Consider the following 24,271-nt stretch of genomic DNA (forward strand, 5'->3'; position numbering starts at 1 on the left):
ATATATGAGGTACTTTAATATATTATTATTTAACTAATTTAGCAAATTCTTTACCGTAGTTAACACATTCTTGACAAGTTTCTTCTGAAGGGAAGAATTTCTTTTTCATAGTAGGAACTGGCATTTTGAAAGCCATAGCCTTTAATAAGTTTTCAGCCATAGTTATACCTTCTCCACTCCATCCGTAAGAACCAAATACACCAGCTATTTTTCCTTGGTTAGCCATAGGGTCTATAGTAGAGAATAAATCCCACATAGGTTTAACCATAGTTCTGTTTATAGTTGGAGAACCTAATAATATTACTTTAGACATAACTACTGCATCATGCATTTCTTTTAAATCAAGTTCTTCTAAATCATAAAGTTTAACTTCAGCACCTTCTTCAACTAATCCTTTTTCTATGTTTTTAGCCATTTCTAAAGTATTAGTGTAAGCTGATAAGTAGAATATTGCAACTTGATTTTGGTTTGTAGTATTAACAACTTCAGTTGACCAATCTAAATATCTCTTAACTGCCGCCATTGGATCTTTAGTAAGCATAGGACCATGAGAAGTTAATATTGTATCAAAGTCTATTTTAAGTTCAACAACTTTATTTATAGCACTTAAAACATGCTTAGCAAATGGTTTAACTATACAATCATAGTAGTGCTTAGCTGATTTTAAGTAATCTTCACTTTCTACAGCATCAGGATCTACACTTGCAAAGTGACATCCGAAAGCATCGCAAGTGAATAAAGTTTTATCTTCTTCAACATAAGTAAACATTGTATCAGCCCAATGTAAGAATGGAGCTGTTATGAACTTAAGATTTCTCTTACCTATGTTTAAAGTTTCTCCATCTTTTATAACGTGGCACTTAAAAGGTCTATTTACTTGTTCAGCTAAGTAAGTTTTAGCAACAGCTGTACAGTAAACTTCCACATCAGGGTTTATATCTAATATATATTTTAAGCAACCAGCATGATCTGGTTCTGTATGATGTATAACTACATAATCTATGTCTTTTATATCAGTAACTTCTGATACGTTTTTTAAAAACTCGTCCTTAAAGTTTGGTTTTACAGTATCGAATAATACAGTTTTTTCATCTTTTATAACATAACAGTTATAAGTAGTACCAAATTCTGTTTCCATTATAATATCAAATACTTTTAAATCTTTATCTACAACACCTGTAAAGTAAATATCTTTTTTTACTTCAAATACATTACTCATTATAAATCCTCCTAAAAACATTATATAAAGATTATACCCATATAAATTACATTAAAACAATTTAATTTTAAATTAAATGTAAAAAATAAATAACTTATGTACTTTAGGCAGCTATTTATTTGATACCTACTATTATTGTAACAAAAAATACTTTTTATAAAAGGTATAAATTAGATTTTTTTTATTAATTATAAAATATAGGCACAATGTTTTAATATACTAATTTTAAAAACTTAAAACTATATAAAATAATTAATAATATTTTGATAGATAATGCTATATCGTGTATAATAATACTTATGCTTATAAACAATAAACTTATTTGGAGGTTTTAACATAAATGAATAAAGTAGACTTAAAAAGAATTTTAAAAAAAGTTGAAAAGCCTGCTAGATATCTTGGAAATGAAATAAATTCAATTCATAAAGATACAACAAATGAAAATTTAATAAGATATGCACATTGTTTCCCAGACTTATATGAAGTAGGAATGAGTCACTTAGGAAGTCATATATTATATGATGTTATAAATAAGGATGAAGAAGTATTTTGCGAAAGGGTATATGCTCCAGCTGTAGATATGGAAGCGATGATGAGGGAAAAAAATATACCATTATTTGCTCTAGAATCAAGAGAACCTATAACAAATTTTGATTTTGTTACATTTACGCTTCAATATGAACTTTCTTACACTAATATATTGAATATGTTAGATTTAGCTAATATACCATTATTAAGAGAAGAAAGAAAGCTAGATGATCCATTTATATTAGTAGGTGGACCATGTGCTTACAATCCAGAGCCTTTAGCTGATTTTGTTGACATAGTAATATTAGGTGAGGGTGAAGAAGTAAACCCAGAAGTTATAAATGCCTATAAAGAATGGAAAAAAAATAAAACAACTAGAGAAGACTTTTTACAAAAGATATCTACAATAGAAGGGGTTTATATACCAAGCTTCTATGATGTTTCATACAATGAAGATGGAACTGTCAAAGAAGTAGTACCAAATAGAGAAGGTGTACCTCAAAAACCAAGAAAAAGAATAATAAAAAATATGGAAGAAGTTCCATATCCAGAAAAATTAATAGTTCCTTTTATAGAAACTGTTCATAACAGAATAGTACTTGAACTGTTTAGAGGGTGTACAAGAGGATGTAGATTCTGCCAAGCAGGTATGATATATAGACCAATAAGAGAAAAAAGTGTAGCGAGATTAAAAGAATTACTAGAAAAACTAGTTAAAAACACTGGATATGATGAAATATCATTATCTTCGTTAAGTACTAGTGACTATAGTGAATTAGCAGAGCTTACTGATTATTTAGTTGATGAATATACTCCTAAAAATATAGGAATATCTCTACCATCATTAAGACTTGATAATTTCTCTATGGAGATAGCAGAAAAAATACAACAAGTAAGAAAGTCAGGACTTACATTTGCTCCAGAAGCAGGAACACAAAGATTAAGAGATGTTATAAATAAAGGTGTAAGCGAACAAGACTTAGAAAATGCAACTAGAAAAGCATTTGAAATGGGATGGAATAGTGTTAAATTATACTTCATGATAGGTCTTCCAACAGAAACTTATGATGATTTAGATGGAATAGCAAAACTTGCTTATGATGTAATCGATACTTACAGAGATGTAAATGGTGGAAAGTTAAGAAGAGCATTTGGTGTTACAGTAAGTACATCTACATTTGTACCTAAGCCATTTACACCATTCCAATGGCATGGACAAGATACAACAGAAACAGTTATAGAAAAGCAAAGATATTTAGTTAAAAAGTTAAAAAATGGGAATATAAAATATAACTACCATGATTCAAAAACTAGTTTAATGGAAGCTGTTGTAGCTAGAGGAGATAGAAAAATAGGTAAAGTTATATATGATGCTTTCAAAATGGGTGCTAAATTTGATGGTTGGTCAGAACACTTTAATTTAGATACTTGGAAAGAAGCTATGGCTAAAAATAACTTAGAAATAGCATTTTATGCTAATAGAGAGAGAGAATATGAAGAAGTATTCCCTTGGGACCATATAGACGTTGGAGTTTCTAAGAAATTCTTAGTTAGAGAAAATGAAAAAGCTAAACAAGACACAGTTACAGTAGATTGTAGACATAAATGTAATGGTTGTGGAATAAATGCACATGAAATAGGAAGGGGGCTTTGTTAATGGAAAACAAAATAATAAGAACTAAATTTAACAAAGAAGGAGATATGATATATATATCGCATCTTGATTTGCAAAAACTTTTACAAAGAGCCTTTAGAAGAGCTGAAATAGATTTAGCACATTCTCAAGGATACAATCCCCATCCAAAAATAAGTTACGGAAATGCTTTAGCTCTAGGTACAGAAAGTCAAGGAGAGTATGTAGACGTTGAAATAGAAGGTGATATAACTGTAGATGAGTATTTATCTAGAATGAATGAACAATTACCAGAAGGTATAAAATTTATACAAGCTGAGGAAATAACTAAACAAACTCCATCATTATCATCTACTATAGAGTATGGAGAATATGTATTTACTATAGAAACAGAAAAAATATTAACTAAAGAGTTCATAAAAAATCAAATATTAGATTTTATGGCTCAAAAAGAAATAATGATAACTAAGAGAAATAAAAAAGGTAAGTTAGTAGAGTCAGATATAAGACCTATGATAAAATTATTTGATTTATTAGATGCAGAAGATAATAAAATAATTTTAGAAGCTACAATAGCGACAGGATCTAAGGCTAACTTAAATACTTCTATATTTATACCAAAAATATTAGAAATGTTAGAATTAGAAATGGACCCATTAGATGTAGATATATTAAGAAGAGACTTATATGTAGTGAAAGATGGACAATTAGTAAGTCCTATGTAAAAAAAGGTGGATTTATCCACCTTTTTTAGTAGTTAAAAAGATTATTGATTTATTAGGAGTGAAGTATGAAGGATATAATAATAGAATCTCTTATATCATCTGAGAAAGTGGCTGTACTTGAAGACAATAAATTAAGTGAGGTATATATAGAGGATAATAAAAAGAACAAAAAAGTCTCTAATATATATAGAGGTATAGTAAAAAAAGTATTGCCAGGAATAGAAGCATGTTTTGTAGACATAGGTTTCGATAGACTTGCATACCTTCAATTAAAAAAAGAAGACAATATAAAAGCAGGGCAAGAAATAATGGTTCAAGTAAATAAAGAAGAGATAGGAAATAAAGGAGCCAAATTAAATCTTGAAATAAGTTTATCTGGAAGATATATAGTTTATATACCGTCAAATGATAGAATAACTATGTCTAACAAAATAACAGATGAGAAAGAAAGATTTAGATTAAAAAAGCTAGCTAAATCAATTATTAAAGACAATACAGGTATAATTATAAGAACAGAAGCAGTAGGATGTAGCTTAGAAGATTTAAAAGAGGACATAGAAAACTTAAAAAGTCAATATGATTTAATCTTAAAAGAGTTTAAATTAGGAATAGGACCTAAGCTGCTTTATAAATCATTGGATTTTGCAAGTAAATACATTAAAGATTATATAAGTGAAGATTTAGGTAAAATAGTTACAAATGATGAAAAAAAATATAATGAATTAAAAGAACTATTAAAATCTATAGAGAAAAAATATGTAGATAAAATTATATTAGAAAAAAATAAAGATGTATTTGATATATACAATGTAAATTCTCAAATACAAAAGTGTCTTAATAAAAAAGTATGGTTAAGTAGTGGCGGATACTTAATAATAGAAAAAACTGAAGCTTTAACGGTTATAGATGTAAATACAGGAAAAAATATAGGCAATATAAAACTAAGAGACACAATATATAAAACTAATTTAGAAGCAGCTATAGAAATAGCTAGACAAATAAAAATTAGAGATATATCTGGAATAATTATAATTGATTTTATAGATATGGAAAAAGAAAGTCAAAAAAGAGAACTTATAAAGGTACTAGAAGAAGAATTAAGTAAAGATAAAAGAAAATCTAAGGTATTAGGGATGACAAAATTAGGTTTAGTTGAGATAGCAAGAAGAAGAGAAAAAGACCCTATATATAATTATTATTTAGATGAGTGCAATTTATGCAAGGGCGACTCTTTTGTTATATCTACCAAAACTATAATAGATAATATAGAAAAAGAAACTATGAGAATTAAAGAACATACATCATATAACAATATAACAATTGAAATTAATAAAAAAGTATATGAAGATATAAATAAAAATTTTGAGGATATAATTAAAAGTATAAGTAAAAAATATAGTATAAATCTTGAGTTAAAAGGTTTACCTGAAATTAATATAGAAAAAGTAAATATAATTTATAATAGTTAGTTGACAAATGTATAATAACGTAGTAATATTAATAAATGTAATGCCGCACAGAACAGGTTTAAAACTTCTTACTGAAGTACCTGTATGGCGAGTTTGAGACCGAGGAGGTGTATTTAATGTACGCTATAGTTAAAACAGGTGGAAAGCAATATAAAGTTGCTGAAGGTGATGTATTATTCGTTGAAAAGTTAGAAGCTAACGAAGGTGATGTGGTTACTTTAAACGAAGTATTAGCTTGCACTAAAGACGGAGAGTTAGTAGTTGGAGCTCCAGTTGTTGAAGGTGCTTCTGTTCAAGCAAAAGTTGTTGAGCAAGGTAAAGCTAAGAAAGTTGTAGTTTACAAGTACAAAGCTAAGAAAGACTACAGAAGAAAGCAAGGACATCGTCAACCATACACTAAGATAGTTGTTGAAAAAATAAACGCTTAATTAGTGAATAGTAATGATTAAAGTTAAATATTATTACAACGATGATTTCTTAATGAAAGGCTTTTGTCTAAAAGGTCATGCTGATTTCGCTGAAATAGGCTATGATATAGTATGTTCTGCAGTAACATCTAATGCAATTGCAGTCATAAATTCTTTAGACAAGCTTGTTAAAGTTGAATTTGAAAAAGTAGTAGGTCAAGAAGGTCATATAGAGTGTATAGTTAAAGATAAACATCTAAATGATTCTCAACTATTATTAAATCATTTTCAATTAGCTATTGAAGGAATTAAAAGGGAATATCCCAAAAACATAAAAATCTTAAAAAAGTAGGGGGTGACTCCAAATGTTAAACATGAACTTACAGTTACTTGCATCTAAGAAAGGGGTAGGATCTTCTAAGAACGGTAGAGATTCTATATCTAAGAGATTAGGTGTTAAGAGATTTGACGGACAAGTAGTTACTGCTGGTAGTATAATAGTAAGACAAAGAGGAACTAAGATACATCCAGGAACTAACGTAGGTAAAGGTGGAGATGACACTTTATTTGCATTAGTTGACGGTGCTGTTAAATTCGAAAGAAAAGATAAGAAGAGAAAGAAAGTAAGTGTATACCCAGTATCTATAGCTGAGTAATACTTAAAAAAGGAGTGTTAATGCACTCCTTTTTCTTGTAGATAGATATTTTACTGATTAAAGTCAGTTAAATCGGGAAAAATAATCAAAAAGACCCTAATTAAATTAATTTAAGGTCGATCAAGTAGGTGATTAATTTGTTTATAGATAGAGCGAGAATTTTTATTAAGGCCGGGAACGGTGGTAACGGATCGGTATCTTTTAGAAGAGAAAAATATGTTCCAGCTGGTGGACCAGATGGAGGAGACGGTGGACGCGGTGCAAGTGTTATATTTGAAGTTGACTTAGGTCTTAGAACATTAATGGATTTCAAATATCAGAGAAAATATGCTGCAGAAAACGGTGGAGACGGAAGTAAAAAAAGAAAAGCAGGTAAAAATGGAGAGGATTTAATTCTTAAAGTTCCTGCAGGTACTGTAGTTAGAGATGAAGCTACAGGACTTATATTAGCGGATTTAAAAGAAGAGGGAGATAGAGCTGTAATAGCTAAAGGTGGTAGAGGTGGAAAAGGGAACCAACACTTTGGTAACTCAGTAAGACAAGCTCCAGCTTTTGCTAAATCTGGTACAGATGGAGAAGAAAGATGGGTAACTCTTGAGCTTAAAATGATAGCTGATGTTGGGTTACTAGGATTCCCTAACGTAGGAAAATCTACTTTTTTATCAGTAGTTACTAAGGCTAAGCCAAAAATAGCAAACTATCACTTTACAACATTAACACCAAACTTAGGTGTTGTTCAAACTAAATTTGGTGATAGTTTTGTGTTAGCAGATATACCAGGTCTTATAGAGGGAGCTGCTGAAGGAGTTGGTCTTGGACACGACTTCTTAAGACATGTTGAAAGAACTAAAGTATTAATACATATAGTTGATATATCAGGACTAGAAGGTAGAGATGCATTAGAAGATTTTGATAAGATAAATGATGAACTTAAGTTATACAATGAAAAATTATCAACTAGACCACAAATTGTTGTTGCTAATAAAATAGATATACTTGAAGATGAAAGTGTATTTGAAGAATTTAAAAACAACTTAGAAGGCAGAGGGTATAAAGTATTTAAAATGTCTGCTGCTACTAGAGAGGGTGTAGATGATGTAATAGCATATGTTTCTGAGATACTAAGAGATGTTGAAGAAATAGAGTTATTCACAGAAGAAGAAATGTATAAGCCAGAACTTGATAATACAGAAGAAGAAGGTTTAAACATAGAAATAGAAGACGGAGTGTATGTTGTTACTGGTAAGGCACTAAGAAGAATAATGTACTCTGTTAACTTTGATGATATGGAATCTATCCAATATTTCCAAAAGGCTATGGAAGGCGAAGGTGTTTTTGATAGACTAAGAGAGATGGGAATAGAAGATGGAGATACTGTTAGAATATATGAATTAGAATTTGAATTCTACAATTAAAAATTAAGAGGTGACAAAATGTTAAAAGGTAAGCAAAGAGCATACTTAAGATCAATAGCTAACACTTTAAAGCCTGTTACTCAAATAGGTAAAGATGGTGTTACAGAGAGTTTCTTAGAACAATTAGATGATATGTTAAGAGTTAGAGAAATAGTTAAAGTAACTATACTTGATAATGCAGGATTAGATGCTAAAGAAACTGCTAATGCTGTATGTGAAGCTTTAAGAGCGGAATTTGTACAAGCTATAGGATATAAATTTACAATATATAGAAAAAATCAAGAAGAACCAAAGATATTCTTCCCAGGTCAAGAACCAGCTAAACCAAAGGTTAAGCCAGAAAATATGACTAAAAAAGGAAAGCCTACTAAAAAGGCATTTAGAAAATAAGTTAGTAAAATAACCATCTATTTTAGATGGTTATTTTTTATAAAAAAGATTTTATATTATAATGAAGTATATAGATTTTTACAAAAAATAATGTTAATATAATAACTAAGAATGGTATAAAAAGTAAGGCAAAATACTAACTTAATTATAAAATATAAAATGACTGCAATTTAGGAGGCAAAAATGAGAGTTATAATAATTGGTGCAGTTGCGGCTGGAATGAGTGCGGCTGCAAAACTTAAAAGAATTAAACCAGATTATGAAGTTGTGGTATATGAAAAGGGAGAAGTTGTATCATTTGGAGCTTGTGGATTGCCATATTTTGTTGGAGGATTTTTTGATGACCCTAACAATATGATAGCAAGAAGTCCAGAAAAGTTTAGAGAAACTGGAATAGACTTAAATATACATCATGAAGTAGTAAAAGTCGATGCAATAAACAAAAAGGTTATAGTTAAAAACTTAGAAACTGGTGTTGAATTTGAAGATTCTTACGACAAGTTAATGGTAGCAACAGGTGCATATAGTGTAATACCACCTATAAAGAATGTACAGCTAGAAAACGTATCTACATTAAAGAGCATGGCAGATGGAATAAAAGTAAAAGAATTATTAAATAAAGAAGAAAATAAAGATGTAGTTATAATAGGGGCTGGATTTATAGGTCTAGAAGCTGTTGAAGCTGCTAAAAAATTAGGTAAAAATGTAACAGTAATTCAATCTACAAGTAGAATACTTGAGAATGTATTTGATAAAGAAATGACTGATGTTTTAGAAGAGGAAATTAAAAAACATAATGTTGATTTAAGATTAGAAGAACTTGCAGCAGAACTTGTTGGACAAACTAAAGTAGAAAAAGTTATAACTAATAAAGGTGAAATAAAAGCTGATGTAGTTATAATAGCTACTGGAGTTAGACCAGCTACTGATTTTATAAAAGATACAGGTATAAATATGTTACCTAATGGAGCAATAATAGTTGATGAATATGGAAAATCTTCTATAGAAGATATATATGCAGCTGGAGATTGTGCTACTATAAAAAATATAGTAAGCGGACAAGATTCTTATGTTCCATTAGCGACAGGAGCCAATAAATTAGGAAGAATAGTTGGAGAAAATTTAGCTGGAGCTAATAATAAGTTCCAAGGTTCTTTAGGATCAAGTTGTATTAAAGTTATGGACATGGAAGCAGGTTCTACAGGACTTACAGAAGTACAAGCACAAAAGCTTGGATTAGACTTTAAAGTTAAGTTTATATCTGATTTTAACCAAACTAATTACTACCCAGGTAGAAATAAGATATATGTCAAGTTAGTATATGATGCAAAAACAAAGGTTATATTAGGTGGACAAGTTGTTGGATTTAAAGATGCAGTTCAAAGAACTAATGTAATAGCAACAGCAGTATTTGCTAAATTAACAACTAATCAATTAGGTATGTTAGATTTATGTTATGCACCTCCATTTGCTAGAACTTGGGATGTACTAAACGTAGCAGGAAATGTGGCTAAATAGTAACTTAATATCGATAAATGATTAAAAATAGGTTATTAGGTATGCTTATTATGCTTAATAACCTATTTTTAATGTAATATTAATATAATACGTTTTGATAATTAATCTTTAAAGTTTAAATTAAAGCTTAATCTATCTTCTCCTATAATTGTATTTTTAAAAATACTAGTAGCATTATTTAAATATATATATGGGTCTTCAAGAGAAGGGCTAAAATGAGTTAAAATAAGCTTGTCTACATTTCCTAATCTAGCAAGGTTTGCAGCTTCTCTAAAGGTCATATGATGATTTTTAACAGCTTTTGAAATATCCATATCATCACCATACATACCCTCACATACAAACAAATTACTATCCTTTATAAATTCTGGTATAGATAGTAAAGGTCTAGTATCTGTAATAAAACTAACTTTAATTCCCTTTCTATTATCTCCTAGCACCATAGAAGGAGTATATTCTACCTCGTTATATACAATATTTTTTCCAGATTGAAGTTTTTGCCAAAGTATAATAGGAACATTATTACTAATTGCCTTTTCTTTATTAAATTTAGGCCTTCTCTTAAAATATAAACTATATCCGAGACATTCTCTAGAATGGTCAAGTTCCATAGTTGAGATTTCAATGTCTTTTAATATATCATGGTCTAGGGAAAAAGTATTTTTAGGATTTTCTATAATATTTAATTTATAAGGTATGTATTCAATTAAAACCATAACAGCATTTATATATTCCTTTATACCAACTGGGCCAACTATAGTTAGGTCATCAGTACGGCCACTATTACCAATAGTAGATAAAAGGCCAGGTAATCCGTTAAAGTGATCCCCGTGTAAATGTGTTATAAGAATTAGATCGAGGTTTTTAAATCCGCAATTTTTCATTTTCATAGATATTTGAGTACCTTCACCACAATCTATTAATATTTTACTACCATTGTAATTTATAAAAAGAGAAGATAAATATCTATTAGGGGTAGGGAGATTCCCTCCGCATCCAAGTAAAATTAAATCAATCATTATAAACTCCTCATAAAATAGTTTTTATATAATTAATTACCCAGGAAATAGTATTTGCTGTAGCAAAAAGAAATATTTATAGATAAAAAATATATATTAATTTAAATAAAGTATAAACTTTAAGATTTATAGCAAAAAATGGATTATAAATTTATAATCCATTTTATCTAAGGCTATCTTGTCTATATAGTTGAATAAGATTATATATACCTATTCCTAGGCTTATAGCACCTATTAATATTCTTTTAACCTCGCTCAAAGTAAATCCTCCTAAAACTACATATCGTATTCATCAACGTTTAGTAATTTATTTAGTACACGTTTAATAATATCATAACTAAAGCCTTTATAAGCTAAATGTTGATAAATTTTTTGATATATTTTATGTTTATCGTCGTTTTTTATCCTATCATATCTTTTTTTGGCTAAATACATAGCATTTTCAAATTCTTTATCTTGATCTAAGCTAGATATAGCTTGCTCTATAGAATCTTTATCTATACCTTTGTTATATAGATTTTGTCTAATTTTATTTTTACCATATTTATTTAAATTAACATTTGTATTGACTATTTTTTGAGCTAAAATTTCATCATTTATAAAATTATTTTTTTGTAAAAATTCTATAACTAAATCAATAGTATCTTCTTCAAAGTCATTTGAAAGCTTTTCTCTTATTTTATTTTCTGATTGATCTGCTTTAGATAAAATATTTAGAGCTTTTGTTTTAGCTTTTATATACATCTCTTCTTTAAGTATAGATTTTAAGTCATTTTCATCTATAGCCATACCTTTTTTTAGACTGAATGTATATACTAATTCAGTAAATATAGCCATGAAAAATTCATTATTTACATAAATATTTACTCTGTCAGTATTCCTTTTTTGTGCCTCTATTTTAGTAATTATAGCCATATTTAAACTCCTTTATAATTATATAAATATAAGTATACACTAAAATATGATTTATAATCTTTAATATTATAAAAAAAATGATAAAATAATAGTATAAATATATAAAGGAGAGTAAAAATGATTACTAGTAATCTAGTTGAGAAAGCAGAGGAGATAAATAGGACAAAACTAGGAAAGTTTAACAAAACATATAAAGGTACAAAAGTTGGAATTATGGGGGGAACTTTTGATCCAATTCATTCTGCACATTTAGCAACTGCTGAATTTATTAGGGATAAATATAAACTAGATAAAATAATATTTATACCATCGGGCAATCCACCACATAAAAAAAATACCATTGTAAACAAATATGATAGATATGAAATGGTAAAGTTAGCAACCATGAGCAATGAAGATTTCATAGTATCAGATATGGAAATTATAAGAGATAAAAGAACTTATACCATAGATACGCTTAGGGATATGAAAAAAGAATACGACTCAATAGATATATATTTTATAACAGGGGCAGATGCAATTTGTGATATAGAAACTTGGAAAAATGTAGAAGAAAATTTTAGATTAGCAACATTTATAGCAGCTACAAGACCGGGCATAAGCAAAGCTAGTACTAAAGAAAAAATAAATGATTTAAGAAAAAAATATAGTGCAAATATTATAGAGGTATATGTACCATCTTTAGATATATCATCTACTTATATAAGAGAAAAATTAAAAAATAATGGATCTATAAGATATTTAGTACCAGAAGAAGTTAGAGAGTATATAGAATGTAAGAAACTATATAATAATGGAGATTGAAAATGAATTACAATGATATAAAAGATAAAGTAAGAAATATGTTACCAGAAAAAAGATATAGACATTCTGAGAATGTAGCCAATTGTGCAGTAAAACTTAGCGAAATTTACGGATATAATAAAGATATGGCTTATTTAGCAGGAATTGTTCATGATTGTGCAAAATACTTAAGTAATGAGGATGTCAAATTTTATGTTAAAAAATATGATATAAAACTAGATAAATTAGAAAAAAATAGTTTAGCATTGTCTCATAGTATAATAGGTTCATATATATGTAAATATGAATATAATATAGAAAATGAAGATGTTATAAGAGCTGTAAGATTTCATACTACAGGAAGAGAAAATATGTCACTTCTTGAAAAAATAATATATATAGCTGACTTAATAGAAGAAGATAGAAACTTTAATGGTGTGGAAAAATTAAGAGAACTTGTATATGGTGGCAATTTAGACGAAGCATTGTTGTTGTCTTTTAATAATACTATAAAATTTGTTATAGATAACAATCAAATGATACATGAAAAAACTATAAAAGCAAGAAACTATATGCTAGAGAATAGAAGCAATAAATAGTAATATATTTAAATCACAATTTATGATATAATATAAAAATATGTTTAATTTTAGAAAGGTAGGAAATAATATGACAGTAGAACAAATCACTAAGATTGCATATGATGCAATAGATGATAAGTTAGGTCAAGATATATCTATAATAAATATAGGAGCTGTTTCAAGTTTATGTGAATACTTCATAGTTGCAACAGCAGGATCTCAAAGACAAGTAAAGGCAATAGCTGATAATGTAGAAGATGAACTTACAAAGATTGGTATAGAACCAAGAGGAAAAGAAGGATACGAATCTCAAACTTGGATACTTTTAGATTATGGCGATATAATGGTTCATATATTTAATGAAGAAGATAGATCATTCTATAATCTAGAAAAATTATGGAAAGATGCTCCATATGTTGATGTTGACACATTAGCATAAAGGTGATAATATAAACTATTATAACTAAAAATAATTAAATAGACTAGAGTAGTAAAAGAATATGTTTTTTCAGAGAGCTAGTGGTAGGTGAAAACTAGTAAAATATACCTTTGAACTTGCTAGAAGTATCTATTTAGCCGTAGTTGGCATAAAAACTATCTAAGAGAGTCTATTTATAGACTAATTAGGGTGGTACCGCGAAAATATATCCTCGTCCCTAAACATTATGTTTAGAGACGGGGATTTTTTAATATTATAAAAATAATAGGAGGATTAAAATGAGTGTTTATAAGCCAAATGAAGTTGAAGCCAAATGGCAAAAAACTTGGGAAGAAAACAACCAATACAAAACAGATACAAATGATACAACAAAACCAAAATATTATGCATTAGAAATGTTCCCTTATCCATCAGGAAAATTACATATGGGTCATGTTAGAAACTACTCTATAGGTGATGTAGTAGCTAGATTTAAAAAAATGCAAGGATACAATGTACTTCATCCTATGGGATGGGATTCATTTGGACTTCCAGCGGAAAATGCAGCTATAAAGCATGGGATACATCCAGATAAATGGACTATGGAAAACATAGAAGATATGAGAAAGCAATTTAAGACATTAGGTCTTAGCTTTGACTGGGATAGAGAAGTAGCAACTTCTACACCAGAGTACTATAAATTTACACAAGAGATATTCTTAAAGTTCTTAGAACATGGATTAGCATATAAGAAAAAATCTTTTGTTAACTGGTGTCCATCTTGCGAAACAGTTCTTGCTAATGAACAAGTTGTTCAAGGTGCATGTGAAAGATGTGATTCTATCGTTATAAAGAAAGATCTAGAACAATGGTATTTCAAGACTACTCAATTTGCAGAAGAATTACTTCAAGACTTAGACACTTTAGATGGATGGCCTGAAAAAGTTAAAACAATGCAAAAGAACTGGATAGGAAAGAGTACTGGAGCTGAAATAACTTTTGATATAGATGGAAGTGATAAAACTATAACGGTATTTACAACTAGACCAGATACAGTTTATGGGGTTTCTTATATGGTTTTAGCTCCTGAACATGAGCTAGTAAAAGAATTAGTAGCAGGAACAGAATACGAAAAGGCTGTGGATGCTTTCGTGGCTAAAATGCATACTATGACTGAAATAGAAAGAACTTCAAGTGATGTAGAAAAAGAAGGATTATTTATAGGTAATCACGTTATAAATCCTGTAAATGGAGAGAAAGTTCAGTTATGGATAGCTAACTATGTTCTTGCAGATTATGGGACAGGTGCAGTTATGGCAGTACCAGCTCATGATGAAAGAGATGGAGAATTTGCAGCTAAATATGAATTACCAGTAGTTGAAGTTATAAATGAAGAAAATATAATGGTAAACTCTGGTGAATTTAATGGAATGGAAGCTTCAAAAGCTTTTGAAGCTATAATTGAAAAAATAGAAGAAATGGGAAGAGGTAAGAAAACAGTTAATTATAGATTAAGAGACTGGTTACTTTCAAGACAAAGATATTGGGGATGTCCAATACCTGTAGTATACTGTGATGAATGTGGTATAGTTCCTGAAAAGAAAGAAAATTTACCTATATTATTACCTACAGATGTTGAATTTACAGGTAAAGGTGAATCTCCACTTACAACTTCAAAAACATTTATGGATGCTGCTTGTCCTTGTTGTGGAAAGCCAGCTAGAAGAGAAGTTGACACAATGGATACTTTCGTTGATTCTTCTTGGTATTATTTAAGATACATAGATCCTAAAAATACTGAAGAGCCATTTAATAAAGAAGCAGTTAACAATTGGATGCCAGTTGACCAGTATATAGGTGGAGTAGAACATGCAATCCTTCATCTTCTTTACTCAAGATTCTTTGTTAAAGCATTTAATGAAATGGGAATGTTAGATTTTAAAGAACCATTTAAGAACTTATTAACTCAAGGTATGGTATTAAAAGATGGAGCTAAGATGAGTAAATCTAAAGGAAATGTTGTAGCACCATCAGAAATAATAAAAGAATACGGAGTAGATACGGCTAGATTATTCGTATTATTTGCTGCACCACCAGAAAGAGATTTAGAATGGTCAGATCAAGGTGTTGAAGGATGCTTTAGATTCTTAAATAGAGTATATAGACTAATAGATGAATTAGCAGATGTAGCTAAGAAGGATGTTTCTCTAGGTGAATTAACTAAAGAAGATAAGGCTATGAGATACACAATAAATGCAACTTTAAAGAAAGTTACAGAAGACCTTAATGAAAAGTTTGGATTTAATACTGCTATATCAGCATTAATGGAATTAGTAAATGAAATGTATAAATACAAAGAATTAGAAGCTAGAAATGATGCTGTTATAAAAGAAGGTGTAGATACAATAGTTACTATACTTTCACCATTTGCTCCTCATATTGGAGAAGAATTATGGGCAATGATAGGTAAAGAAGGAAGTATATTTGATATATCTTGGCCAGAATATGATGAAACTGCATTAGTTAAAGATGAAGTTGAAATAGTAGTTCAAATTAATGGAAAAGTTAGAGGAAAATTAAGTGTTGCTACTAATATATCTAGAGAGGATATGGAAAAAGTAGCAATGGAAGACGAAAAAATAAAAGCTTTAGTGGAAGGTAAAACTGTAGTTAAAGTTATAGCTGTTCCTAAGAAGTTAGTTAATATAGTTGTTAAATAGTTTTTAAGAGGTAGCTAAGCTACCTCTTTTTTACGCTTAGGGATAATATAAAAGAAATAAACTTATACAATAAAATCCTAAATAAATTAAAATTATTTAAAAAAATTTTAAAATAAAATGGTATCAAATATATAGTAAAATATAATGTATACAAGTTAAAAAAATAAGGTGTAACAAAGGTATACTCTTAATTAATAAAGGAGAAAATTGTAATTGTGTCACTTTTTTAGAAAAATTAAAAAATTATGAAATAGCGATTTCCTGTTGCATTTTGTAAAAAAAGAGTATAGAATAATAATTGTTAAAGGGTGATTACAAAAATTACTAATAAGAGGGAGACTTATACGATGACAAAAGTTACTTTACAAGATGTACAACAAGCTAGAGAAACTATAAAAGATATAGTTAAAAAAACAGATTTATTAGAAAGTGCTAAGCTAAGTGCTAAGACTGGGGCAAATGTTTTCTATAAGTGCGAAAACTTACAAAAAACAGGATCTTTTAAATTAAGAGGGGCTTGTAACAAAATAGCTAACTTAACTGATGAAGAGAAGGCAAACGGTGTTATAGCTTCAAGTGCAGGAAACCATGCACAAGGAGTTGCTTTAGGAGCAAAGATGACTGGAATAAAGGCAACAATAGTTATGCCAGCAACAGCACCACTTGCAAAGGTAACAGCGACTAAAGGATATGGAGCAGAAGTTGTTTTAAACGGAATAGTATATGATGATGCATATGCAAAAGCTGTTGAAATACAAAAAGAAACTGGAGCAACATTCTTACATCCATTTAATGATAAATATGTAATAGCAGGACAAGGAACAATAGCTCTTGAAATATTTGAGCAATTAGACAATAAAGTAGACACTATATTATGTCCAATCGGTGGAGGGGAATAATAGCTGGTATAGCAGTAGCTGCTAAAGCTTTAAACCCAAATGTAAAAATTATAGGGGTTCAAACTTCTAACGTACCTTCAATGAAGGAATCTATGAAAAATGGTGAAGTAACTACAGCTTTCAATGATACTACAATAGCTGATGGTATAGCAGTTAAAACACCAGGAGATTTAACATTTGAAATAATAAAAGAATTAGTTGATGATGTTATAGTTGTAACTGAAGAAGAAATAGCACAAGGGATTTTATTCTTAATGGAAAATCAAAAAGTTATAGCAGAAGGTGCAGGGGCAGTAAGTACAGCAGCAATGGTAAGTGGAAAGTATGTTCCAGCTAAAGATGAAAACGTTGTTTGTGTAATATCTGGTGGTAACGTAGACGTTAACACTTTATATAGAGTTATAGGAACAGCATTAGCTACAGAAGGAAGAAGATACTCATTCAATACTGTAATACAAGATAAGCCAGGCGGACTTGCTGAATTAACTAAGATAATAAGTGAAAAAAATGGAAATATATTAGCAGCTAATATATCTAGATTAGCAATGGGAAGTACTCTAGGAAAACAATCTGCTGAGCTAGTTGTAGAAACTGTATCAGAAGATCATATAAAAGAAATAAAAGATGCAGTAACAAGTGCTGGATTTGATATAGTAGAAATGTAATTTTAAAAAATATACTAAAAGCAGGTGTTTACAAATAAAAATATAGTATATTTGTAACCCTGCTTAAAAAAATATGTGTACAAATATAAATATAGTAGTATAATAGTATCGAAAGACTAATACTAAATACATATAGTTAATGTATAAGGAGGAATTTAAAATGAAACACGAAGTAATACACACTAATAATGCTCCTAAAGCTATAGGACCATACTCACAAGCTGTTAAAGCTGGAAATATGTTATTTGTATCTGGACAAGTTCCTTTTGTACCAGAAACTATGGAAATAGTTGAAGGAGATGTTAAAGCTCAAGCAGCTCAATCATTAACAAACATAAAAGCTATATTAACAGAAGCTGGATATGACTTTGCAGATGTAGTTAAGACTACAGTATTTATAAAAGACATGAACGAATTCGCTCAAATAAATGAAGTTTATGCTGAATTCTTCGGTGAAAGCAAGCCTGCAAGAGCTTGTGTAGAAGTTGCAAGATTACCAAAAGATGTTAAAGTTGAAATAGAAGTAATAGCTGTAAAATAATATTTTACCAAAAATTACTAAAATGACCAGATTAAATCTGGTCATTTTGTAATTTATAGGAAAGTTTGTTAAAAAAATATTTAATTACAAAATAAAATTATATAGTCAAAAAAGTTTTTTTTGCTTTCCTTCTTGACAAAATATGACGAATTTAAATAAAATATTATCAATGGATTAAATTTTAAATTGAATTTTATGAGAAACTAGTTTATATACATTTATTTAAGGATATAAATATGTATATAAGATAGTTTTGGATAAATAATAATATTAAGCTATTTAAAATTAATACTAATATGCAATGCAATTAAAATCAAAAAATTTTAATTAAGACTTTTAGGAGAAAGAGGTAATACAATGGCTAAGGATTATAGTGTATTTGATGTCGTAGGACCAAACATGATAGGACCATCTAGTTCTCATACAGCAGGAGCAGCTAGACTAGGGAAAACTGCTTCGAAGATAGCAGGAAAACGTATAAAGGAAGTTAAATTCTTGTTACATGGTTCTTTTGCAGAAACATACAAAGGACATGGAACTGATAAAGCATTAGTAGGTGGGATATTAGGATTTGAGACTGATGATGCTAGAATAAAAGATTCTTTCAAATTAGCAGAAGAAGCTGGTATTAAGTTTGAATTTATCAAAACTGATTTAGGAGAAAACGTACATCCTAACACTGTTAAAATGGAAATGCTTTTAGAAGATGGATCAAAGTCAACTGTAATGGGTGCTTCTATAGGTGGAGGTAACATAAAACTTACAGAAATGGATGGATTAGCTCTTGATTTTAATGGTTCAAAGGCTGCAGTAGTACTAGAAATAAAAGATATCCCAGGTGCAGTATCGTTTGTAACAGGATTACTTGCTCATAACAATAAAAATATATCAACAATATCAACAAATAAGCCAGCTAAATCTGAGTTTACATTTGTTACTATAGAAACAGATGAAAAATTAGAACAAGATTTAGTTGAGCAATTAAGAAAGTTTGAAGTAATAGCTAAGGTTGTAGTTTTAGACAAATTCTAATGAGTAAGGAGAGACGAAAAAATGAAATATAACTTTACAAGTGGAGCAGAATTATTAGAAAAATGTAAAGAGTTAAATATGCCTATACATCAATTATGTTTAGAAAGAGAAGCTGAGATGTCAGGTTTATCTAAAGAAGAAATAAGAGAAAAAATGATGTATAGCTTAAGCATAATGAAAGCAGCTACTGAAAGAGCTGTTGAAGAAGATATAAAGTCTATGGGTGGACTTATAGGTGGAGAAGCTAAGAAATTAACTAATTATAGAAATTCATCTAGAAGTGTATGTGGAGAATTAATGAATAAAGCTATGGTTGCTGCAATGGGTACTATGGAAATTAATGCTTCTATGGGTCTAATAGTTGCTGCACCTACAGCAGGTTCTTGTGGTATACTTCCAGGAGCTGTTGTTACAATAGGTAAAGAATATGGATTTACTGATGAGCAAATGGTAGATGCATTATTTACAGCTTCAGCAATAGGAGCTATAATAACTAGAAATGCTACAGTTGCTGGTGCAGAAGGTGGATGTCAAGCTGAAACTGGTGCTGCTGCTGCTATGGCTGCTGCTGGTGTAGTTGAAATGATGGGTGGAAAACCTGAACAAGCTATTCATGCTGCATCTCACTGTTTACAAAATGTTATGGGACTTATATGTGACCCAATAGCAGGACTTGTTGAAGCGCCTTGCCAAGGAAGAAATGCTATAGGTGTTGCTAATGCTTTAATATCTGCTGAATTAGTTTTAGCTGGAATATTAAACATAGTACCATTTGATGAAACTGTTGAAGCAATGTACAAAGTAGGTAAAACACTTCCAATGGAGTTAAGAGAAACTGCATTAGGTGGAGTTGCTGCTACTTGCACAGGATGTTCTTTAACTAAGAAAATATTTGGATAATATATAAGAGCTGTATCTCATAGAGAACAGCTCTTTTTATATAAGTAAAAATAAAGAAGCTACTTAAAATATAAAAAGCAACTTCTTTGAAAAACTTAATTTGTTAAAATGATTAATAATTTACACCAGCTGGCTTTATATTATTTTTATCCATAGAACTACAAGGTGTAACTCCATAAACCATGTTGCAATGAGGGCATTTGTCTACATGAGTAGTCATTGTAAATACTTTACTACAATTAACACATTCTATATCATGAGTAGTTCTTAGAGGAAAATCTCCTTTACCTTTACTTCTAACTAAATCTACTACATTTCTACCGTTATTTTTATCCATGTTTGAACATCCACAGCTCATAATAAACCTCCAATAATTTAATATATTAAAAAATACATTATAACTTAAAAGTTAAAACTTGTCTGTAACAAATGTTACACAAAATAAAAGAGCAGCAATAAATTGCTACTCTTATCTTCTTCTTTTATATTTTTTGTTTTTATTTGAATAGATACTTGCATAACGTCTATTTTTATTTGATTTTCTTCTCATAGTTATAAATAATACAAAAGCAATAATTCCAATTAACAATACAACTTTTATTATTGTCATTATGATTTTATTTTCTGTTATAAAGCTAAAAATGCTATTGACATCATCTGTAGCTACAAGGTTGATAGTAGTTTCTAGTTTATTTTTATTATAAACTTCTAGTTCACCAACTTTGTCCCCTTTTTTTATAGGTAAACTAATATCATCTAATTTAACTTTTGTAGTATATATTCCATCTTTAGTACCCTTAGGAAGAACTACTTTATAACTATATTCAGGTTCGTAAATTAATTCTCCTTGTTTACTAAAAATTACTTTTTTATGTTTTATATAGTCAGATTTATCAATAACAGTAGTATTAGAGAAGTTATCAAAGCCATAATCTAGTAGTGTTCTAGAATCTAGATATAAATCATTTCCAACAGCTTTAAAAACAGCAGCTATAAATCTCATATCGTTTTTTACAGCACTACTTAAAAGACATCTACCAGCATCATCTGTATAACCAGTCTTAATACCATCAACTATATCATATTTAATATCGATTTTTTCACCCTTGTAGTCTATTTTCTCATTAGATGTTAAAAATTTATTAGTATTTATAAAATATCTTTCATGAGGATAAGCCTCATTTGGTTCAAACTTTATAGATTTAGTGTTAACGATATCTCTAAAGACATCATTACTCATAGCTTGTCTGGCCATTAAAGCCATATCATAAGCTGTAGTCCAGTGCTTTTCATCTGGTAAACCGTGTGGATTGTTAAAATGAGTACCTTCAGCTCCAATAGCTTTAGCTTCCTTATTCATAAGGTCTACAAATTTGTCCACAGAACCGCTAACATATTTGGCTAAAACAAAGGCAGCATCATTAGAAGAATGTATTAAAAGAGCTTGTAATAATTGCTTAACTGTAAAAGATTCTCCATTTTTTAAGTACATACTAGATCCATCTATAGGTGGTAAGTTTTTTATTGTTACCATTGAACTTAAATCAGATACGTGCTTTATAACTACATAAGCTGTCCATGCCTTAGTAGTTGATGCAGGATATATTCTGGAATGTCCATTTTTATTGTATAAAACCTTTCCAGTCTCATAGTCCATTAATACTGCATATTCTGCTGTAAGGTCAGGCTTTTTATCCTGAGCAAAAGCCTCATTAGTAGCTCCTAAAATTTGTGAGAGTATAATCATCAAGGATGCCAAAATTGATAAAATTTTCTTCATTTACTAACCTCCAAAACAAAACTTATATTTTAGTATAACATAATTTTGTCAATAATTAAAATGAAGGAGTGATTTTATTTGAACAAGCAAAAAAAGGTTGCAATAGTAATACTCATAACCGTATTTTCTATATCTGCTACTATAATTAATAGAGGGTTAAAAGTTAGAGATAATGTATATGTAGTTAGCAAAAGTGAGAAAGAAGAAACTAAAAATTTAAAGTACGATGAACAAATGGACAAAGATAAAATATTGGAAAAAACAGCAAATAAAAATGATATAAATGAAAATAAATCAAAAGAAATAAGGATATTTATAAGTGGAGAGGTTAAAAATCCTGGGGTGGTCACAATTGAAAATAGCAAAAGGTTAATAGATGCTATAGATTTACTAGGAGGATTTACAGAAGAGGCAGATTTAAATAAAATAAATTTAGCTATGACTATAGAAGATGAAATGCATTATATAATACCTAAAATAGGTGAAGAAATAAATAATAATAACGAAAATGTAACACAAAATAATACTAAGTCTCAAGAAGATAATTCAAAAATCAATATAAATATAGCTAACGTAAGCGATTTAGACAAACTGCCTGGGGTTGGAGAGGCTACGGCTAACAAAATATTAAATTATAGGGAAGAAAAAGGTCAGTTTAAGAGTATTGAGGAAATAAAAAATGTAAATGGAATTGGAGATAAAAAATATGAAGATATTAAGGATATGATTACTATAGAGTAAAATAACCATTAAATAAAATAATATTTGATATAAACTTGTAAATTTAAAAGTAAAAATATGATATTATAATTATTATAAGACATAACAAGGAGAGATATATATGGAGATGTTAAGAAAACTTACAGATATGACTACTTCAGGTGGCTGAGCGGCTAAGATTGGGCCAGAGGTTCTGGCATCAGTATTAAGTAAACTACCTAGAAATGAAAGCACAGACAATTTATTAGTTGGATTAGAAACATCCGATGATGCAGCTGTATATAAATTAAATAATGATAGTGCTTTAATTCAGACACTAGACTTTTTCACTCCAATGATAGATGACCCATATATATTTGGTCAAATAGCAGCAGCAAACTCTTTATCAGATGTCTATGCTATGGGCGGAAAACCAATTGTAGCTATGAATATAGTTTGTTTTCCATCATGTCATGATATGAATGTTTTAGCAGAAATATTAAAGGGTGGATTTGATAAAGTTAAGGAGAGTGGCGCACTTTTAGTTGGGGGGCATACTGTAGATGATAAAGAACCCAAATATGGACTTTCAGTATCTGGTATAGTTCATCCAGATAAAGTATTATCAAATGCAACATCTAAAGTAGGTGATAAGTTAATTATAACTAAACCTATAGGTGTAGGTATATTAAATACAGCTATGAAAGAAGGATTAGTAGATAAAGAAGTTTCTGAAAAAGTAATAGAAACTATGATACATTTAAATAAGTATGCAGCAATGAGTTTTGATAATATAGAAGTTAATTCAGTTACAGATATAACAGGATTTGGACTTTTAGGACATGCCCTAGAAATGGCAAAGGCATCAAATGTAAGTATTGAAATAGATTCGAAGGAAGTTCCTATATTGGAGGGAGCTGTCGATATGGCAAGAATGGGTATAATACCTGCAGGTATGTATAGAAATAAAGAATACATAGGAAAAGATGTTAGTACAAATAATATAGCAACTGAAATAGAAGATATATTGTACGATCCTCAAACATCAGGTGGATTACTAATTTCTGTTAGAGAAGAATTAGCAGATATGCTAATAAAAGATATGAAGAAAAATGGATCTATAGAGGCTAAAGTAATTGGTGAAGTTAAAGAAAAATCTAGTAAGTACATAACTGTTATATAGATAATATAAAATATGGAAATCATACAGTATATGATTTCCATATTTTATATATGAAAAAATTTGCATAAAACATACTAAAATAGATCAATAAAATAGCTAAACAAATAAAATTTTATTTTGAAAATATTATGTACTACATAGAAGGTGGGTTAGCTATAAAATAGAATAATATAAAA

The 24,271-nt window shown here is 29.2% G+C and carries 23 protein-coding genes, 1 pseudogene and 1 other annotated feature; of the genes and pseudogenes, 19 read left to right on the forward strand and 5 right to left on the reverse strand.

All coding sequences use genetic code 11. The features are described from left to right. Positions 1–25 precede the first annotated feature (25 nt). The gene (locus FRIFI_RS02590; RefSeq protein ID WP_092927247.1) at positions 26–1,219 is read right to left on the reverse strand and encodes an FprA family A-type flavoprotein; all 1,194 of its coding nucleotides are present in this window, start codon (positions 1,217–1,219) and stop codon (positions 26–28) included. A 340-nt stretch (positions 1,220–1,559) separates the two neighbouring features. On the opposite strand from FRIFI_RS02590, the gene FRIFI_RS02595 reads away from it, so the two are divergent. From FRIFI_RS02595 to FRIFI_RS02635, 9 genes are all read left to right on the forward strand, one after another. After that, positions 1,560–3,404, forward strand: a complete 1,845-nt coding sequence (locus tag FRIFI_RS02595; protein ID WP_092927245.1) for a TIGR03960 family B12-binding radical SAM protein — start codon at positions 1,560–1,562, stop codon at positions 3,402–3,404. Then, positions 3,404–4,105, forward strand: coding sequence for a TIGR03936 family radical SAM-associated protein (locus FRIFI_RS02600; protein WP_092927244.1), 702 nt, complete (start codon positions 3,404–3,406; stop codon positions 4,103–4,105). Before FRIFI_RS02595 ends, FRIFI_RS02600 begins: the two co-directional genes overlap by 1 nt. 65 nt (positions 4,106–4,170) lie before the next feature. Next, positions 4,171–5,574, forward strand: a complete 1,404-nt coding sequence (locus tag FRIFI_RS02605) for an Rne/Rng family ribonuclease (RefSeq protein WP_166504899.1) — start codon at positions 4,171–4,173, stop codon at positions 5,572–5,574. Between the two features lie 116 nt (positions 5,575–5,690). Beyond that, the gene (gene rplU, locus FRIFI_RS02610; RefSeq protein ID WP_092927240.1) at positions 5,691–6,002 is read left to right on the forward strand and encodes a 50S ribosomal protein L21; all 312 of its coding nucleotides are present in this window, start codon (positions 5,691–5,693) and stop codon (positions 6,000–6,002) included. Positions 6,003–6,015: 13 nt separating this feature from the next. Beyond that, the gene (locus FRIFI_RS02615; RefSeq protein ID WP_092927238.1) at positions 6,016–6,333 is read left to right on the forward strand and encodes a ribosomal-processing cysteine protease Prp; all 318 of its coding nucleotides are present in this window, start codon (positions 6,016–6,018) and stop codon (positions 6,331–6,333) included. Between the two features lie 13 nt (positions 6,334–6,346). After that, positions 6,347–6,637 (forward strand): 50S ribosomal protein L27, encoded by a 291-nt coding sequence (gene rpmA, locus FRIFI_RS02620; protein WP_071121257.1) that lies wholly within the window; start codon positions 6,347–6,349, stop codon positions 6,635–6,637. A gap of 137 nt (positions 6,638–6,774) precedes the next feature. Next, the gene (obgE, locus tag FRIFI_RS02625; RefSeq protein WP_092927236.1) at positions 6,775–8,052 is read left to right on the forward strand and encodes a GTPase ObgE; all 1,278 of its coding nucleotides are present in this window, start codon (positions 6,775–6,777) and stop codon (positions 8,050–8,052) included. 18 nt (positions 8,053–8,070) lie between these two features. Beyond that, positions 8,071–8,442, forward strand: coding sequence for a YhbY family RNA-binding protein (locus tag FRIFI_RS02630; protein WP_092927234.1), 372 nt, complete (start codon positions 8,071–8,073; stop codon positions 8,440–8,442). A gap of 183 nt (positions 8,443–8,625) precedes the next feature. Beyond that, positions 8,626–9,960, forward strand: coding sequence for a CoA-disulfide reductase (locus tag FRIFI_RS02635; protein WP_092927233.1), 1,335 nt, complete (start codon positions 8,626–8,628; stop codon positions 9,958–9,960). A gap of 101 nt (positions 9,961–10,061) precedes the next feature. On the opposite strand, the gene FRIFI_RS02640 is transcribed toward FRIFI_RS02635, so the two are convergent. Together FRIFI_RS02640 and recX are read right to left on the reverse strand one after the other, a co-directional pair. Continuing rightward, positions 10,062–10,979 carry a ribonuclease Z gene (locus tag FRIFI_RS02640; protein WP_092927231.1) on the reverse strand — a complete coding sequence of 306 codons (918 nt, stop codon included), beginning with the start codon at positions 10,977–10,979 and terminating at the stop codon, positions 10,062–10,064. A 276-nt stretch (positions 10,980–11,255) separates the two neighbouring features. Beyond that, complete coding sequence (recX, locus tag FRIFI_RS02645; RefSeq protein ID WP_092927229.1) at positions 11,256–11,894, reverse strand: recombination regulator RecX; 639 nt, start codon at positions 11,892–11,894, stop codon at positions 11,256–11,258. Between the two features lie 117 nt (positions 11,895–12,011). On the opposite strand from recX, the gene nadD reads away from it, so the two are divergent. The 8 genes and pseudogenes from nadD (at position 12,012) to sdaAA (ending at position 20,433) form a co-directional block, all read left to right on the forward strand. Continuing rightward, positions 12,012–12,698, forward strand: a complete 687-nt coding sequence (nadD, locus tag FRIFI_RS02650; protein WP_092927227.1) for a nicotinate-nucleotide adenylyltransferase — start codon at positions 12,012–12,014, stop codon at positions 12,696–12,698. Positions 12,699–12,700: 2 nt separating this feature from the next. Further along, positions 12,701–13,276, forward strand: a complete 576-nt coding sequence (yqeK, locus tag FRIFI_RS02655) for a bis(5'-nucleosyl)-tetraphosphatase (symmetrical) YqeK (protein ID WP_092927225.1) — start codon at positions 12,701–12,703, stop codon at positions 13,274–13,276. A gap of 70 nt (positions 13,277–13,346) precedes the next feature. Next, positions 13,347–13,697: a ribosome silencing factor gene (rsfS, locus tag FRIFI_RS02660; protein WP_092927223.1), complete on the forward strand. Its 351-nt coding sequence runs from the start codon at positions 13,347–13,349 to the stop codon at positions 13,695–13,697. Between the two features lie 29 nt (positions 13,698–13,726). Continuing rightward, positions 13,727–13,919, forward strand: a binding site (T-box leader). A 56-nt stretch (positions 13,920–13,975) separates the two neighbouring features. Then, positions 13,976–16,396 carry a leucine--tRNA ligase gene (leuS, locus tag FRIFI_RS02665; protein ID WP_166504900.1) on the forward strand — a complete coding sequence of 807 codons (2,421 nt, stop codon included), beginning with the start codon at positions 13,976–13,978 and terminating at the stop codon, positions 16,394–16,396. Between the two features lie 347 nt (positions 16,397–16,743). Beyond that, positions 16,744–17,960, forward strand: a pseudogene (gene ilvA / locus FRIFI_RS15430) (threonine ammonia-lyase). Between the two features lie 160 nt (positions 17,961–18,120). Beyond that, positions 18,121–18,501, forward strand: coding sequence for a RidA family protein (locus FRIFI_RS02675; protein WP_092927217.1), 381 nt, complete (start codon positions 18,121–18,123; stop codon positions 18,499–18,501). 357 nt (positions 18,502–18,858) lie between these two features. Next, a complete protein-coding gene (sdaAB, locus tag FRIFI_RS02680) occupies positions 18,859–19,533 on the forward strand; it encodes an L-serine ammonia-lyase, iron-sulfur-dependent subunit beta (RefSeq protein ID WP_092927215.1) in 675 nt (224 codons plus the stop codon). A 21-nt stretch (positions 19,534–19,554) separates the two neighbouring features. Further along, a complete protein-coding gene (gene sdaAA / locus FRIFI_RS02685) occupies positions 19,555–20,433 on the forward strand; it encodes an L-serine ammonia-lyase, iron-sulfur-dependent, subunit alpha (RefSeq protein WP_092927213.1) in 879 nt (292 codons plus the stop codon). A gap of 112 nt (positions 20,434–20,545) precedes the next feature. Here the strand turns inward: sdaAA and FRIFI_RS02690 are convergent, their stop codons facing one another. Together FRIFI_RS02690 and FRIFI_RS02695 are read right to left on the reverse strand one after the other, a co-directional pair. Next, complete coding sequence (locus FRIFI_RS02690) at positions 20,546–20,791, reverse strand: hypothetical protein (RefSeq protein WP_092927211.1); 246 nt, start codon at positions 20,789–20,791, stop codon at positions 20,546–20,548. 111 nt (positions 20,792–20,902) lie between these two features. Beyond that, positions 20,903–22,213 (reverse strand): D-alanyl-D-alanine carboxypeptidase family protein, encoded by a 1,311-nt coding sequence (locus tag FRIFI_RS02695; RefSeq protein ID WP_166504901.1) that lies wholly within the window; start codon positions 22,211–22,213, stop codon positions 20,903–20,905. 78 nt (positions 22,214–22,291) lie between these two features. Here FRIFI_RS02695 and FRIFI_RS02700 point away from each other — a divergent pair, with 78 nt between their 5' ends. After that, positions 22,292–22,954, forward strand: a complete 663-nt coding sequence (locus FRIFI_RS02700) for a helix-hairpin-helix domain-containing protein (RefSeq protein ID WP_207733495.1) — start codon at positions 22,292–22,294, stop codon at positions 22,952–22,954. Positions 22,955–23,054: 100 nt separating this feature from the next. Further along, positions 23,055–24,095, forward strand: coding sequence for a selenide, water dikinase SelD (gene selD / locus FRIFI_RS02705; protein WP_166504902.1), 1,041 nt, complete (start codon positions 23,055–23,057; stop codon positions 24,093–24,095). Positions 24,096–24,271: the final 176 nt, after the last annotated feature.

This window comes from Romboutsia hominis (genome assembly GCF_900002575.1).
In the GTDB taxonomy this organism is placed as follows: Bacteria; Bacillota; Clostridia; order Peptostreptococcales; family Peptostreptococcaceae; genus Romboutsia_C; species Romboutsia_C hominis.

Bases quoted from the DNA above. Each gene is read 5' to 3' on its own strand.
- FRIFI_RS02590 (WP_092927247.1), bottom strand. From the start codon at position 1,219: ATGAGTAATGTATTTGAAGTAAAAAAAGATATTTACTTTACAGGTGTT.
- FRIFI_RS02595 (WP_092927245.1), top strand. From the start codon at position 1,560: ATGAATAAAGTAGACTTAAAAAGAATTTTAAAAAAAGTTGAAAAGCCT.
- FRIFI_RS02600 (WP_092927244.1), top strand. From the start codon at position 3,404: ATGGAAAACAAAATAATAAGAACTAAATTTAACAAAGAAGGAGATATG.
- FRIFI_RS02605 (WP_166504899.1), top strand. From the start codon at position 4,171: ATGAAGGATATAATAATAGAATCTCTTATATCATCTGAGAAAGTGGCT.
- rplU (WP_092927240.1), top strand. From the start codon at position 5,691: ATGTACGCTATAGTTAAAACAGGTGGAAAGCAATATAAAGTTGCTGAA.
- FRIFI_RS02615 (WP_092927238.1), top strand. From the start codon at position 6,016: ATGATTAAAGTTAAATATTATTACAACGATGATTTCTTAATGAAAGGC.
- rpmA (WP_071121257.1), top strand. From the start codon at position 6,347: ATGTTAAACATGAACTTACAGTTACTTGCATCTAAGAAAGGGGTAGGA.
- FRIFI_RS02630 (WP_092927234.1), top strand. From the start codon at position 8,071: ATGTTAAAAGGTAAGCAAAGAGCATACTTAAGATCAATAGCTAACACT.
- FRIFI_RS02635 (WP_092927233.1), top strand. From the start codon at position 8,626: ATGAGAGTTATAATAATTGGTGCAGTTGCGGCTGGAATGAGTGCGGCT.
- FRIFI_RS02640 (WP_092927231.1), bottom strand. From the start codon at position 10,979: ATGATTGATTTAATTTTACTTGGATGCGGAGGGAATCTCCCTACCCCT.
- recX (WP_092927229.1), bottom strand. From the start codon at position 11,894: ATGGCTATAATTACTAAAATAGAGGCACAAAAAAGGAATACTGACAGA.
- nadD (WP_092927227.1), top strand. From the start codon at position 12,012: ATGATTACTAGTAATCTAGTTGAGAAAGCAGAGGAGATAAATAGGACA.
- yqeK (WP_092927225.1), top strand. From the start codon at position 12,701: ATGAATTACAATGATATAAAAGATAAAGTAAGAAATATGTTACCAGAA.
- rsfS (WP_092927223.1), top strand. From the start codon at position 13,347: ATGACAGTAGAACAAATCACTAAGATTGCATATGATGCAATAGATGAT.
- leuS (WP_166504900.1), top strand. From the start codon at position 13,976: ATGAGTGTTTATAAGCCAAATGAAGTTGAAGCCAAATGGCAAAAAACT.
- FRIFI_RS02675 (WP_092927217.1), top strand. From the start codon at position 18,121: ATGAAACACGAAGTAATACACACTAATAATGCTCCTAAAGCTATAGGA.
- sdaAB (WP_092927215.1), top strand. From the start codon at position 18,859: ATGGCTAAGGATTATAGTGTATTTGATGTCGTAGGACCAAACATGATA.
- sdaAA (WP_092927213.1), top strand. From the start codon at position 19,555: ATGAAATATAACTTTACAAGTGGAGCAGAATTATTAGAAAAATGTAAA.
- FRIFI_RS02690 (WP_092927211.1), bottom strand. From the start codon at position 20,791: ATGAGCTGTGGATGTTCAAACATGGATAAAAATAACGGTAGAAATGTA.
- FRIFI_RS02695 (WP_166504901.1), bottom strand. From the start codon at position 22,213: ATGAAGAAAATTTTATCAATTTTGGCATCCTTGATGATTATACTCTCA.